Source organism: Okeania hirsuta, from assembly GCF_003838195.1.
In the GTDB taxonomy this organism is placed as follows: domain Bacteria; phylum Cyanobacteriota; class Cyanobacteriia; order Cyanobacteriales; family Microcoleaceae; genus Okeania; species Okeania hirsuta.
On sequence record NZ_RCBY01000077.1, the window covers coordinates 1 to 14396 of the forward strand.

Here is a 14396-nt window from a genome sequence, read left to right on the forward strand (position 1 = left end):
GAAGAAGGAGACAGGAGACAGGAGACAGGAGACAGGAGGAAAATTACATGGGGATAGTCAACGAAGGGCCGCTCCGCGTCTACGCTCCCCCAAGTAATTTTGAACACCCCCGTTGACGGTGGGGTATTAAACCCACAAAGAAAATGATAAAAAGCTGTTTGCGCAAGCATTCGGTAGGAATCAGATAAAACTTTTAGCTATTGGACACCTCCTGTAATTTGTAAATATGCCAGCGCACATTGCTATAGTATAAAAAATCAGGAGTCAGAACTCAGAACTCAGAACTCAGGAGAAAATAATGGTCGGTAATCAGAGAAATAAATGAAGTACAAATACTTAGCAGTTTCCTGGTAAACGGCGCGATGGTGCTCCGCATCGTCCGGAGCACCATCGCGAAGGCTAATTAACTTAATTTATAGAGTATAAATACTTAGGGGCTAGGAAATTTTGTGCTACTTTGTATATTACAAATTGACGTGCGGAATGTGGGTTTTATAGATATAGAAGTTCCCTACTCCCTAAAACCATCAATATAGCAGTCGAAGCAAAGGGCGCGGACATATCAAAAGCTTAAAAATCAGACAACGCCAGATTTTTCGGTCTTTCGGTTCTTTATTCTGCTATATATGTACTTCCAGAGGGTAGGAAACTGCTGTATTTAAGATTAATATCAAAAACTTAATGTTTGCCCACTGTGATACTTTCAATTTTCTTCCCTGTTGCCTGTTCCCTATGGATTTAGATTTTATAAAAAATGATAGAAATTGACGATCAAGCCTACAAATTTTTTGTAGAAGAAGCTACAGAATTACTACAGACTCTTGAACAAGGATTAATACATATCTCTCAAGAGCATGAGCTCCAAAAACTACATCAACTAATGCGGGCAGCTCACTCAATTAAAGGTGGTGCTGCTTGTATTGGTTTAATGGGAATTCAAACAATTGCTCACGACTTAGAAAATAGTATTAGAGCGCTTTATCAAGAAAATACTGTTTTTGACCTAGAGTTAGAAAATCTACTGCTACAAGCTTTTGACTGTTTGCGATCGCCTACTGTTAAACAAATTGAAACAGGTAACTATGACCAAGAGAATTCTATTATTAAGGCCAAACAAGTTTTTGAGCAGATAGAAAAGAAACTTGGACATTCTTTAGAAGAAGCAGCAGAATTTCCCGAAGTATCGATGGAAGAAGGTGATATGACTAAATTTCTGTTTACAGAAGAAATACCCTCTGGTTTGCATCGTTGGGAAAATTTATTGGCTGGAAAGAATAGCACTGACAGTGGTTTATCCATTAAAGATGAACTGAAGAGACAAGCTGAAGTATTTGCAACTTTAGGGACAATGCTAAATTTGCCTGGGTTTACTTCTATTGCTCAAACTACGATCAAAGCTTTGGAAGTAAATCCAAAATACATAAAAAAAATTGGTACACTAGCTCTAGCAGATTTTTGGGCAGGGCAAAAAGCAGTATTGGCAGGCGATCGCACTCAAGGAGGGAATCTAAATCCCACATTGGTCAAACTAACAAAACCACTAAAATCTCGAAAGGTAGAAACAACTGCTAAGAGAAAACAAGTTAATCAACCAACTCAAGCAGTAAAAGCTGTTGTCCCTCAAAAATCTGAAGTTGCAGTGGAAACAGAAAATGTCAAAACATCTAATAGTGCGACCTCATCAGTAAATATTTCTCAAAAACAAGTTTCTGCACCGGGAGTTGCTAATCAAAAGAAACAAATTCAGCAAAAGCAAATTACTTCCACATCCTCATCTTCTTTGGGTGTCAGGATAGATATCAACCGTCTGGAAATGCTGAATAATTTGCTGGGAGAATTAGCCACTCAAGATAATAGTTTTATTCTCCAAAATCAACAATCTCAAGCTTCAATAGGAACTTTAGAAAAAGGGTGGCAAAAATTTCATCAGTTAATGATGAAACTTCAAGATATGAAGACTTTTTCAGAGCAACTAAATAAATCCCCCAATTCTCAGAATAATCAACTAGCATATCTGGTAAATATACTGCCAAATCTATTAGAAGAAATTGCTCAAGTAGGCGAAGCTGTGAATGACATTAAACTACTACATCAGCAAAGTCAACAAGTTGTCAAAAAAAGACAACAAACCTTACAGCAAATACAAAATAATCTCACAAAAACTCGAATGTTACCTGTGGAATCATTATTGAATCGATTTCCTAGAATGATTAGAGATTTGTCAGTGCAAAAGCAAAAACAGGTCAAACTCGAATTAGTGGGGATGAATACTCTAATTGATAAAGTAGTTTTAGAGAAATTGTACGATCCTATCGTTCATATAGTCAGAAATGCTTTCGATCATGGTATCGAACCCCCAGAAATCAGACAAAGTAATGGTAAATCAAAAGAAGGACAAATCACTATTAAGTCTTATTATCAAGGGAATTATACTTACATAGAAATTCGAGATGATGGTCGGGGTATAGATGTTAATAAAATTCGGAATCTAGCTATACAAAAAAAAATTTTTTCTGTCACTGAAGCTGCTAAATTATCCACTAAACAATTATACAAATTATTATTTTATCCTGATTTTTCAACTACAAAAAAAGTGAGCGATTTATCAGGAAGAGGGATGGGATTAGAATCAGTTTACAGTCAAATAGAATCATTGAAAGGAAATATTACTATTCAATCCCAACTTGGTCAAGGGACAAAATTTATTCTGAGACTGCCATGGACTTTAACAATTACAAAATTATTGGTTTTTCGCATGGAGGGAAATTTCTTTGCAATTCCTTTAGATATTTTAGCAGCCATTATATATGTTGACCCTAGCGAAATTAAAGTCGAGCGCAGGGAAAAAGTATATTATTGGAAAGGCAAAAAGGTATCTATAGCACCATCAATCTTGTTGGATTATAATTATCCCATAGTTTCAGGAAGTATTCAACAAGAATCAGTGGAATTTTCTTGGAAAAATTCTTATACAAAAAACTCTCAAGGGAAAGTGATGTTGTTATTGATATCTGAAGATTCAGATACAATTGCCATCAAAATTGAACAAATATTAATGGAGCAAAATTTGACCATTAAACCTTTTAGCAAAATTTTAAAAGCACCATCATATTTATATGGTTGTACAATTTTAGGAGATGGGAGCTTAGTACCAGTTATTGATGGTATTCAATTATTAGAAAAAATATTACACACAGAACAATTAGATGCTAAAAATTTACTAAAAAATACTTCTAAATTTAAACAGTCTATTCTTTCTAAACTACCAACTATTCTAGTAATTGATGATTCTTTAACTACTCGCCAAGCTATTTCCAGTACTTTACAAAAAGCAGGATATGATATTGTTCAAGCTAAAGATGGATGGCAAGGGTTAGTAAAACTACAGCAAAATACTCAAATTCAAGCTGTTATTTGTGATGTAGAAATGCCACAAATGAATGGTTTTGAATTCCTCAGTCGTTGTCGTAAACAATATCCTATAGCACAAATGCCAGTATTAATGTTAACATCTCGTAGTAGTCAGCCCTATCGTACATTAGCTAAACAATTAGGTGCAAATGACTATTTAAGTAAGCCTTATTTAGACCAAGAATTAATTAATAGTTTACAAAGCTGCTTACAGGTTTAATTAAAAGGGAATAGGGGATAGGTATGGAGGGAAAGCAGCATTAAATCTCACATTCCGCACGTCAACTTGTAACATTATGTGAACTTTTTCATCACTTTGGGGCTAATATTCATCATCAGTCCCATCAATAATAACCGTTCCAGCTAATCTTCTTTCCATTGGAAAATTTTTCTGGCTTTTCTTCAGATAGCCTAGAAGATGATTACAACTCTATAATAGGAGAACTTGATGCCGATAAAACAGAGAATCAGCTAAAAGAAAAGGAGAAATTTACTGAATATTCTAGAGTAGATAATTTTTCTGACTTTTGAACTCAGTGAAACAGTATAACAGAGTCCAGTAGGGTGCGTTAATGAAATGTAACGCACCATCTAGATATAAAGCTGATAGCTGATAGCTGACTGCTGAATGCTTACTTCCCTACTATATTATTCTTCACTCATAATTTTAGGAACTTTAAAAAAGTCTCCATCTTGCTCTGGAGCGCAAGAGAGAATTTCTTCTCTATTTGGAAACTTTTCTAAATCATCATGACGAGTGATATTACTAACATCAATTGCCCTAGTAGTAGGAGGTACTTTCTCTGTATCTAATTCACTCAACTGCTCGAAATAATCCAAAATACTACTTAACTGAGTCGTAAATTTTTCTTCTTCTTCTGGGTTAAGTTTTAATCTAGCTAAATGTGCAACTTTACGGACTTGTTCGCTGTCAATCATTAGTAATTTTTTCCTCTTTTCAAAACTCTAAAATTAACTACATTTAGAAAAATACATCTTTAGTCGATCGCCCAGTAACTTTCAACCAGTTTTGAGCTTCAATATAATTATTAGGAGCTAAACTTATTGCTTGTTGCCAATATTCAGCCGCTTTATCAAACCAACCATCTGCTTCTTCTGACGAACCTTTTTCTTTCGCCTGTTCTCCTCTGTAGTGAAAAATTACAGCAATATTATTTAAAGCTTGAGGCATTCTCGGATTATTTTCTAAAGCTTGGTGATAGTATTCTATTGCTTGATCGTGTTCGCCATTACTAGCATGAATTAAACCTATATTATAAAGAATATAACTCCGGTCATTAGGGTCATTTTCTAATTTCAAAGCTTCATCATAATTGTCTAATGCCTCAGCATATTCACCATCACCCTGTGCCGACATTCCATCACGATAATAAGCAAAAGCCTCTTTAGCTTGATTATTTGTTGGTAGCAGCTTCAAAATCAAATCTGCCATGACCGTAAATGATTTGTCAATGAAATTATCATTACGTTGAGTTCTGGGCATATTACAACTCTATATTAATTATTGAGTACATAATATAGAGTAGAACAATTCTGGGTAAGTTGCACATACTTTGTTCACAAAAGTTATCGGCCCAAAATATTATATGGCTAATTTTTTATTGATATTTTAATTATTTTTAGGCAAGAAAAGTGAACTGTTATTTTTATTCTAAAGTAGAACAATTTGGAGCTATTTTTCTTATTAAGTTCATTATTGTAGGGTGCGCCATTACGGCTAAAATATCAGCTGTGAAAGGTATTTAACAATCCGTTGTAACGCACCATTTTAGATTTGTCAGTCTAGTACATAAAGTTAGCAGCAGTTTTCCGGATTAAGAATTATTGATCGGAAGGTTTTAGTAAAATAGGCTTTGGTTTTGCAGAAGGTTTAGGGATATCTAAAATATCACAATTCTCAACTAATTTACTAATGATTAAAACTTGCTCATTTGTTAAACATTTAGGATATTGCTGTAACATCTGTGTTAGTTCTTGAAAACCTTGCAATACAGGAACAGAAGAATTAGTTGTGCCAATCCATTTTTCTACAGGAAAAACAACAGGAGCAAATATAAAATTTTCCGGGAAACCAGAAACTTGAGGCATAATCGAATTTTCAAACATTTTTTTGTGATATATACTTTGAGAAGTAGGGCTATTTTCTAATGGAAACCACTTTGCTCCTTCCCTTCTTTTCCATTTATCTTGATTAGCAGAAAATGAACCTTTCCCAGTTTTTACTTCTACTAAAAAAGCACCTGCATTGCCAATAATTAAAAGGTCTATTTCTGTAAGGTTTCTAGATTTTGTAGGAATTAAAGCATTTTTAAACATTACCCAATTATCAGGTAGTGACATGAGTAATAATGATAAAAAAGTCTCGCCTAAGTTGCCTTTTGTTTGGTTTATAAATTGTTTAAAATGAAAAAAAACAGCGCCAATTTATCCAAATAAACCACCCCCTAAATCTTGTTTCACTTCTTGTCTATTGTCATAAATTTTTTCCTGAATTTTTGCTTGAAAAGCTTGTTGTAGTGATGGAGATTGTTTTAAAATTCTCATGATTTTTATTTATGGCTTGCTGATTAAATCTAAAACCATTGACATATAAAAAAAAGTGCCTTTTTGAGGTCGAAAAAAGTGCCTGGTTTTTAGTCTAAAACGCTCAAAAAGTTAGTATTTTAGGCTCATAGTTGGGCAGAAAAATCCCAAATTGACAAAACTTAGCTTCTACCTCCTCCCTCCTGTCTTCCCCTCCCAGGAGGGGAGGGGTTAGGGGTGGGTTGTCTCCTGTCTCCTGTCTCCTGTCTCCTGTCTCCTGTCTCCTGACTCCTAATTAAGTTTTAGACACAGCATCACAGTTAGCCAAATACCACCGCCACGGTAACTCAGTCCCTTTCCTAATGCCAATACGAGTTTTTTGTACTATTTGCAAATCTTCCTGAAGTTGCCTCGTGGGATGTTCCAACCACATAGGTCTCCCCACTCCCAAAGGTGAACCATTCAAACTAAGGTCAATATCAAGTAAACGACAAAGCTTACCTGGGCCAGCAGCAAGACGAGAAATTTTAGGTTTTGATTTTTGTTTTGGTATGTATTCCCACAACCAATCTGGCACAGACTCCAATTGTAAAGCTCGAATTAAGACAACACTAGGAACCCCATCTGCATCTGTCACAATATTTAAACAGTGGTACATTCCGTAAATGAGATAAACGTAGCTCATCCCTGGGGGGCCAAACATCACAGCATTTCGTGGGGTACGACTGCGATAAGCGTGACAAGCAGGGTCTCCTGGTGCATAAGCTTCGGTTTCTACGATGGTGCTACGGATAATTTGGTCATTGGACATCCGTCGCACTAAAGTACAACCTACTAAATCTGGGGCAACTTCGGGAGATGGGCGTTCTAGCCAAGTATTGTTTATAATTTCATTTGTTTGAATTAAATTCATATTAAGGAGCTTGTAATTATGGATGTCAAATTAATTTTAATTGGATTAACTGTGTTGTTTAGTATTGGTTGTCTATTCTTTGGCACTAAGAATGGATTTTATGATACTGATGATTATCATGGAAATGGTTGTGCCCACTAAGTAGGCGATCGCGGTAGCGATAATGCGACTTATCGCTCAAATATTTTACTTTTTTGATTTTTGATAATTTATTTCTTGGGCAGAATAGTAGTCTGTCCAGGAATTTGTATGAATTAAAATTAAATTAACTATGATTAAGTAAGCTTTTTAACAATTAACAATTAATCATTAATCATTACCTCTCCTGAAAACTGATAGGATCGGCGAAAATGATTTTTTTTTATTTATTCTTCAAAAAAGAGGCTTGAAATCTTAATTATTCGGTAAATTAATCAAAATAAATGAACTAGGAATTAAATAATCTGCTCGAATATATCCATGGATTATGTAGAAAATCTAAATGATTTATGAAGAAGCATCATATTTTTTTAAATCAGGAAGATTGAATAGTTTTAAGTTAATAAATAATTCAAATAAACCTTTAACAATTTTGAAACTCTTACCAATATAATATAATTTTCTTAGCAAAGTTTTGAGTTGTAACCAAATCACTTCAAGTAGATTTTATTGAGGTGCGTAGGGAGAAAATTTACAACAATAAACTTTTCATTTTTCTTGATAAATTGCCTGATTTTATTGATTTTTTCTCCTCTATAATAACTTGCTCCATCCTATGTCAATCAAGTTATTGCTTTTAGATTTCTAGTTTGTTAACTTTTCACCAACTCTACTTTCCATTTTTTATTATCTACTCGATCGAAAATTAAAATAAATTCTCCACTTATGAAGATTTAATGCTCCATAATTATGCTCTATAAAATCAGTTTTACTACTTATATTTAATCTTTCAATTTAAAGGAATAATCTTGAGCTTGATGCTCAATATAAGCTTAACTTGATCTCACTATTTTCATCATTTTTGTCTACTTTTTTTAATTTCAATTAAACCAAGCATGAAAAAAGAATGCTACAAAAAAAGGCTGAAAATCATGCCTAAAAAGAACTTATCCAATCCTATAATAGACTTGTCGCTTTATAAGGTAAAGTATAGAACCCCTAAACGGATCTATTTAAAAATAGAGAAGGAGATGGGGAGATGGGGAGATGGGGAGATGAGAGTATTTTTCTACCTGCAAGGGAAGCTACCAGGTTTGCTATTGGGCGACGCGGGGTCTCATCCGCTTTTTCCCCATTCTCGTTCCTGAATTTCCACAACTTCCTCAGGCTGAGGACGGAAGTCAAAAGCACATACCGCCTCCAAAGATACGCTCAGGGGTTCTATAGAGTTAGAAGGAATTTGTCAACATCAAGCCGACCCACGAAAAAACCTCGATCTCAGGAATTAACTGACCAACAAAAACATCTCAATCAAGAAAAAAGTAGCGACCGCGTCAAAAGTGAACAGACAATATCTGGGGTAAACAGATATAATGCAGCTAGAGGATGATATCGAAATCACATCAAAGATGCGCGACGCTCACTTCATGTTCACTGCAGCTGGACTCTGGAATTTCTACTTAATGGCAGCATAATTTAATGATTGAAAGGTAGAAATTTTCCATTTAACTTTAAGGTTTTATTTCGCGACAAGTCTATTAATTATTAATTATTAATTGTTGAACCATGTCTACCGATAATCGCAAACAAGTCCGCAAAGTTTTAATCATCACTTTACTACTAAATTTATTAGTGATGTTAATCAAAGCTGGAATAGCATTTTGGACAGGTTCTCTGAGTCTATTTGCTGATGCTTTGCACAGTGTCACTGACAGTGCTAATAACATTTTAGGGTTAGTCACAAATCATCTTGCCTCCCCTAAACCAGACCGCCAATATCCATACGGACATCAAAAATTTGACGCTATTGGCGCTCTAGGTATTGCTGCTTTCCTTGGTATTGCTTGTTTTGAAATTCTGAGTGGAGCAATACAACAAATAGTGGGCGGTAGTCAAGAGGTGAATATTTCTCCACCCGCACTATGGATATTATTAATTGTGCTTGGGATTAATATTTTTGTGGCATTTTATGAACGTCGGGTAGGACATAAAATCGGTAGTAGTATTTTAATTGCCGACTCTCACCATACAATGAGTGATATCTGGGTGACAGTAATTGTTATAGCTGGATTAATTGGTATTTGGCAAGGAAATATTTGGAATCTAACTATTTTCCGTTGGTTAGATGTGCTTTTAGCTTTTCCCGTTGCTCTTTTAGTGTTTCGGAGTGCTTGGGAAGTTTTGAAAGAAAATTTGCCTTGGTTGGTAGACTATATGGCAGTAGCACCAGAAGCTATTCATGCGATCGCGATGGAAGTTCCAGGAGTAGTTAATTGTCACGACATTGCTTCTCGTGGAATTATCGGTCGTCAGGTATTTATTGAAATGCACCTCATTGTTAATTCTAATGATATAGAAACTGCTCATCAAATTACTGAAAAGGTAGAAGCGCTTCTACAAGAAAGGTTTCATCCTGCCAGAATCATGATTCATGTTGAACCCCCTGCTTATCAATCAGAACATATTTCTTATCAATCTGATAGTTAAGCAAGTCTATAATTTTAATTTTAAATTTTCAGATCTGAGATTTCTGAGTAGGATTCGGATTTTTAATTATAGCACTACGTCTTTTGGCGTTTGACAATTTGAATTAAAAGCAACACAAGTAATATCATGTCCGGTTGAATATTATAAATAACGATAAAGGAGTCAGGAGTAATATCAAATCCATTTTATTGGACATAAAAAAATTCTCCAATCGTCATAACTATGCTCATCTTTGTCATTCTCTCTCCTCCTGACTCCCCCTCCTGGGAGGGGGAGGGGCGAGGGGTAGGTTGACTCCTCCTGACTTAACCATTCTATAACTGCTTAACCGGATTTGATATCAGGAGGGAAGAAAGAAAGAATAAATAGGAGGAAAAGGAGAAAGTTTTTTGTTTGCAGGCGCACAACTTTCCTAGGGTCATGCTACCGCAAACGTTAACGCGGAGCGCGGGACGGAGTTCTATCACTAATTATCCGGACATGATATAACAATAGTCTTAGAGCTGATTTGTAAACTAAGCTGAAACCTCTTTCTAGACTAGACTTGCTGGAAATTATGCTCATAGGGCTTAGATGTGGCTAAACCCTTGCACTTTGACATCCTCTCCGGCCTAAAGGCACGGAGATTCCTACTGAGCCGTAGCTCTTCGGCGGGTTGACGCTTCTTAGGCTTCTGCTACTTTGACAGTAGTCTTATGCTTGCCTCCACGTCCGTTTAGAGTTTCCGAGTGCCCCCCGGCAACTAATAATAGTGTAGCATATATTCAATTCACTTGCAAATAAAAAGTCGCCCGCTTATGGGCGAAGCTTTAAACCCAATTTTTCGGTAAACTTCTTCTTACCTTATACACCACCAATGACTAAAAACAATAAACCTAAGAATGATCAAGCATCTGCGGAAGTTACCTCTGAGTTCTCAGCTTGGTTAACTCCACTAACTTACTTTTTGTCATGCTGTATATTAGTGCCATTTTATTTCAAAATAGAAATCAGGGGTCAAAAAAATATACCAAAAACAGATGCAATTATTCTTGCACCTACTCACCGTTCTCGCTGGGATCCTCTAATTATAGCTTATGCAGCAGGTTTGTTTGTGACTAACCGTAAACTTCGATATATGGTCTCCGAAGAACAAACACGAGGTTTTCAAGGTTGGTTTATTCGTCGCTTGGGTGGGTTTCCTGTTGATCGCGATCATCCTGGAATTTCTAGTATTCGCCATAGTGTTCAACTCCTAAAAAATCAGGAAATGTTGGTACTATTTCCTGAAGGAAGAATATATCCCGAAAATAACAAAATTTATCCTATTCAATCGGGTGTTTCTCGTATAGCACTACAGGCAATATCTAGCAAAAAGGAACTTAATCTAAAAATTATTCCTGTTAGTATTTTATACGATCATCCAGCTCCTCCACCCTGGCGGTGTGGCGTTAAGGTTAATATAGGTTCTCCTTTAGAAGTCAAAGATTATCTTGGTTATTCTACAAAGCAAGCTGCTAAGATACTTACTGATAATATAGAACTTTCTATGACACAATTGCACAAAAAACATTAGGTTAGTTCAAGCTATCAAAGTAGCTAAAAATCAAGATAAATTATAGGCTTAAACTAAGTATGAGAAAATCAAAATAATAGTAGTTAAAATTTATCAAATAAGCTGAATTCATTAAATATAATAAAAAAATTATAATGAAAAACCTTGATTGAATAGGGCATTCTATAACCTATAACATAATTGGTATATATGTATATTGGTATATATCTATTATTTTTTCCCTCGAATAAAGATAATAATTATAAATACTAAACTTAACTAAATCTTAACTATCTTTTATGACAGTTTTATTGTAGAAATTAATTATAGTTATTTGTAACTAGATCGGCATAGTAATATAGCCATCTCATCTCCACTATTAGCAGAAACAAGAATGAATGTTTGAAATTGCTCAACTCAACTTAATCCTAGCAATGGACATTTATTCTGCTTACTAAAAGACAAAAGATGTAGAATTTTGTATAAGGGATCTGAAAATAATGGTATCAACACCAGAAAAAATAGCTTCGATCAGTGCTTTTGGCCAGGCGCGTTCAACCGTTGAAGGAACGCCCCTGAGTTCTGATGAACTCTACAAAATGCAAGCTTTTTGGCGCGCTTCTTGCTATTTAATGGTAGGGATGATTTATCTTAAAAAGAATCCTCTCCTACAGGAACCTCTAAGCCCTGAACACATTAAAAGTCGAATTTTGGGACACTGGGGGTCAAGTTCTGGTCAAGCATTTATATGGATACATCTCAACCGGATTATCAAAAAATTTGACCTTGATATGATTTATATGTCCGGTCCAGGACATGGCGCACCAGGAGTATTAGCTCCAACTTATTTAGAGGACACTTACTCAGAAGTCTATCCTGACAAGGGTCAAAATATACAAGGTCTAGAAAAATTCTTCAAAGAATTCTCTTTCCCCGGTGGTATTGGTAGTCATTGTACGCCAGAAACTCCAGGTTCTATCCATGAGGGAGGTGAACTTGGTTATGTACTTTCTCATGCCACAGGTGCAATTCTGGATAATCCAAATTTAATTTCTGTGCCAGTTGTGGGAGATGGTGAGTCAGAAACAGGACCTCTAGCTACATCTTGGCATTCCAATAAATTTATTAATCCCATTACAGATGGTGCTATCTTACCAATTCTGCATCTAAATGGTTATAAGATTAACAATCCTACAATTTTAGCTAGAATCAGCCATGAGGATTTAAGAAATCTATTTTTGGGTTATGGTTATCAACCATATTTTGTCGAAGGCTCCGATCCAGATAGTATGCACCAAGCAATGGCAGCTACCTTAGACCATTGTGTTCAAGAAATCAAAGCTATTCAGCAAGAAGCTAGGAGTTCTGGCAATGCCGATCTGCCACGGTGGCCGATGATTATATTCCGGACACCTAAAGGATGGTCAGCTCCCTCAGAAATTGATGGACACAAAATTGAAGGTTTCTGGCGGGCGCACCAAGTGCCGATGACTGATGTTGCTAAAAATCCAGAACATCTAAAAATTTTAGAAGGGTGGCTGCGTAGCTACAGACCAGAAGAACTTTTTGATGAAAGTGGCAAGTTTAAACCGGAATTAAGAGAAATAGCTCCTTATGGTGGCCGTCGGATGAGCGCTAACCCTCATGCCAATGGTGGTCTTCTCTGCAAACAATTGAATATGCCTAATTTCCAGGAATACGGTATAGAAATAGATAAACCTGGAACAATAGAAGCAGAAAATACTCGTCCTTTGGGTGTATTTCTCCGGGATGTCATGGCTAAGAACATGAATAATTTCCGGGTATTCGGACCTGATGAAAATACTTCTAATAAGCTGAATGCCATTTATGAAGTTAGTAAGAAAACTTGGATGGCAGAGTTTCTACCGGAAGACTTGGATGGTGGGGAGCTTGCACGAGATGGTCGTGTGATGGAAATGTTGAGTGAACACACTCTCGAAGGTTGGATGGAAGGATACATATTGACGGGAAGACACGGCTTTTTCTCGACTTATGAGGCATTTGCTCATGTAATTGATTCAATGGTGGGTCAACACACAAAGTGGATTGAAAAGTGCAATGAACTTAGTTGGCGTGAAAAAATTCCTTCTCTAAATTTGTTGATTACTTCTACAGTTTGGCGACAAGACCACAACGGTTTTACTCACCAAGATCCTGGTTTCCTAGATGTAGTTTCTAACAAGACTCCAGATGTAACTCGGATTTATCTACCACCTGATGTTAACTGTTTGTTATCGGTTGCTGACCACTGTTTGCGGAGCAAAAACTATGTAAATGTGATTGTGTCTGACAAACAGAAGCATTTGCAGTACATGGATATGGATGCTGCAATTAAGCATTGTACCAAGGGTATAGGCATTTGGGATTGGGCAAGTAACGACCAGGGAATGGAGCCTGATGTTGTGTTGGCAACTGCTGGAGATATTCCGACTAAGGAAGCTTTGGCTGCTAGTGTTCTTTTACGGGAAGCTTTCCCTGACTTGAAGATTCGCTTTATCAATGTAGTCGATCTGTTTAAGTTACAACCAGATACAGAGCATCCTCATGGATTGAACGATCGCGACTTTGATACTTTGTTTACTCTGGATAAACCAATTATCTTTAACTTCCACGGTTATCCTTGGTTGATTCACCGTTATACTTACCGTCGCACTAATCACAATAATCTCCATGTCCGAGGTTATAAGGAAAAGGGTAATATTAATACACCTTTAGAATTAGCTATTCGGAACAATATTGACCGCTTCAGTATTGCGATGGATGTAATTGACCGAGTAGATAGACTAAAAGTTGCAGGTGCTCATGCGAAAGAAGATTTCCGCAATGAGCAAATTTCTTGTCAAAACTATGCGTACGAGTATGGTGCTGACCGACCTGATATTGTTAATTGGAAATGGCCTTACTAGCTGAAGTCAGAAGTCAGAAGTCAATCTGCCTCTTTTTCTCCTAAGTAGATGACAATGTAGGAACGTTTCATGCAACGTTCCTACAGGGTTATAAGTTTTTGGCGTTGATGATTTGAGGTATGATATCATGTCCGGATAAGAGCTCGATAGAACTCCGTTCCGTTTGCGCGACCAAAAAACTTTCTCCTTCTACTCGGGGTTTCTTCTTCTTTCTTCCCTCCTGAGTCCTGTAGGGAGTAATGGCCATTCCCCCCTACGACTCCTGATATCATGTCCGTTTATATCGTTTGTGTAAACCCAAGGGTGAATATCTACAGGAAATGATGGTTTTTTCTTGCGAGGGTAGCCTTCTTTCCTCTTCCCTCTTTCTTCTTCCTTCTTCCTTCTTCCTTCTTCCTTACCTTTGCTATACAAGACCGATGCTACCGGACATGATATGACT

The 14396-nt window shown here is 36.4% G+C and carries 12 protein-coding genes; 7 read left to right on the forward strand and 5 right to left on the reverse strand.

Translation table 11 applies throughout. The features are described 5' to 3' along the window. The first annotated feature begins 754 nt into the window (after positions 1-754). Both D5R40_RS14650 and D5R40_RS35255 read left to right on the forward strand, forming a co-directional pair. A complete protein-coding gene (locus D5R40_RS14650; RefSeq protein ID WP_124154822.1) occupies positions 755-3631 on the forward strand; it encodes a hybrid sensor histidine kinase/response regulator in 2877 nt (958 codons plus the stop codon). Between the two features lie 158 nt (positions 3632-3789). Then, positions 3790-3942, forward strand: a complete 153-nt coding sequence (locus tag D5R40_RS35255) for a hypothetical protein (RefSeq protein WP_161564506.1) — start codon at positions 3790-3792, stop codon at positions 3940-3942. A 117-nt stretch (positions 3943-4059) separates the two neighbouring features. Here D5R40_RS35255 and gatC read toward each other — a convergent pair whose 3' ends face one another. The 4 genes from gatC to D5R40_RS14670 form a co-directional block, all read right to left on the reverse strand. Beyond that, positions 4060-4350, reverse strand: coding sequence for an Asp-tRNA(Asn)/Glu-tRNA(Gln) amidotransferase subunit GatC (gene gatC, locus D5R40_RS14655; protein ID WP_124154823.1), 291 nt, complete (start codon positions 4348-4350; stop codon positions 4060-4062). A gap of 43 nt (positions 4351-4393) precedes the next feature. Beyond that, entirely contained in the window at positions 4394-4915 is a 522-nt protein-coding gene (locus D5R40_RS14660; protein WP_124144852.1) for a photosystem I assembly protein Ycf3, read from the reverse strand. A gap of 338 nt (positions 4916-5253) precedes the next feature. After that, the gene (locus D5R40_RS14665; RefSeq protein ID WP_339379635.1) at positions 5254-5856 is read right to left on the reverse strand and encodes a nuclease-related domain-containing protein; all 603 of its coding nucleotides are present in this window, start codon (positions 5854-5856) and stop codon (positions 5254-5256) included. A 394-nt stretch (positions 5857-6250) separates the two neighbouring features. Beyond that, positions 6251-6868, reverse strand: a complete 618-nt coding sequence (locus tag D5R40_RS14670; RefSeq protein ID WP_124144854.1) for a DNA-3-methyladenine glycosylase — start codon at positions 6866-6868, stop codon at positions 6251-6253. A gap of 18 nt (positions 6869-6886) precedes the next feature. Here D5R40_RS14670 and D5R40_RS41055 point away from each other — a divergent pair, with 18 nt between their 5' ends. The 5 genes from D5R40_RS41055 (at position 6887) to D5R40_RS14685 (ending at position 13954) form a co-directional block, all read left to right on the forward strand. Next, a complete protein-coding gene (locus tag D5R40_RS41055) occupies positions 6887-7009 on the forward strand; it encodes a DUF8629 family protein (RefSeq protein ID WP_275670366.1) in 123 nt (40 codons plus the stop codon). A 1237-nt stretch (positions 7010-8246) separates the two neighbouring features. Further along, a complete protein-coding gene (locus tag D5R40_RS35260) occupies positions 8247-8396 on the forward strand; it encodes a transposase family protein (RefSeq protein ID WP_161564508.1) in 150 nt (49 codons plus the stop codon). Positions 8397-8572: 176 nt separating this feature from the next. Then, positions 8573-9493 carry a CDF family zinc efflux transporter Cdf31 gene (cdf31, locus tag D5R40_RS14675; RefSeq protein WP_124144855.1) on the forward strand — a complete coding sequence of 307 codons (921 nt, stop codon included), beginning with the start codon at positions 8573-8575 and terminating at the stop codon, positions 9491-9493. 856 nt (positions 9494-10349) lie between these two features. Continuing rightward, positions 10350-11048, forward strand: coding sequence for a lysophospholipid acyltransferase family protein (locus D5R40_RS14680; RefSeq protein WP_124144856.1), 699 nt, complete (start codon positions 10350-10352; stop codon positions 11046-11048). A 479-nt stretch (positions 11049-11527) separates the two neighbouring features. Beyond that, positions 11528-13954, forward strand: coding sequence for a phosphoketolase family protein (locus tag D5R40_RS14685; RefSeq protein ID WP_124144857.1), 2427 nt, complete (start codon positions 11528-11530; stop codon positions 13952-13954). A 189-nt stretch (positions 13955-14143) separates the two neighbouring features. Here D5R40_RS14685 and D5R40_RS14690 read toward each other — a convergent pair whose 3' ends face one another. After that, positions 14144-14368, reverse strand: coding sequence for a hypothetical protein (locus D5R40_RS14690; RefSeq protein WP_124154825.1), 225 nt, complete (start codon positions 14366-14368; stop codon positions 14144-14146). Positions 14369-14396 lie beyond the last annotated feature (28 nt).

Coding starts and splice junctions, on each gene's coding strand:
- gatC (WP_124154823.1), bottom strand. CDS start 4,350: ATGATTGACAGCGAACAAGTCCGTAAAGTTGCACATTTAGCTAGATTA.
- D5R40_RS14650 (WP_124154822.1), top strand. CDS start 755: ATGATAGAAATTGACGATCAAGCCTACAAATTTTTTGTAGAAGAAGCT.
- D5R40_RS14680 (WP_124144856.1), top strand. CDS start 10,350: ATGACTAAAAACAATAAACCTAAGAATGATCAAGCATCTGCGGAAGTT.
- D5R40_RS41055 (WP_275670366.1), top strand. CDS start 6,887: ATGGATGTCAAATTAATTTTAATTGGATTAACTGTGTTGTTTAGTATT.
- cdf31 (WP_124144855.1), top strand. CDS start 8,573: ATGTCTACCGATAATCGCAAACAAGTCCGCAAAGTTTTAATCATCACT.
- D5R40_RS14685 (WP_124144857.1), top strand. CDS start 11,528: ATGGTATCAACACCAGAAAAAATAGCTTCGATCAGTGCTTTTGGCCAG.
- D5R40_RS14660 (WP_124144852.1), bottom strand. CDS start 4,915: ATGCCCAGAACTCAACGTAATGATAATTTCATTGACAAATCATTTACG.
- D5R40_RS14670 (WP_124144854.1), bottom strand. CDS start 6,868: ATGAATTTAATTCAAACAAATGAAATTATAAACAATACTTGGCTAGAA.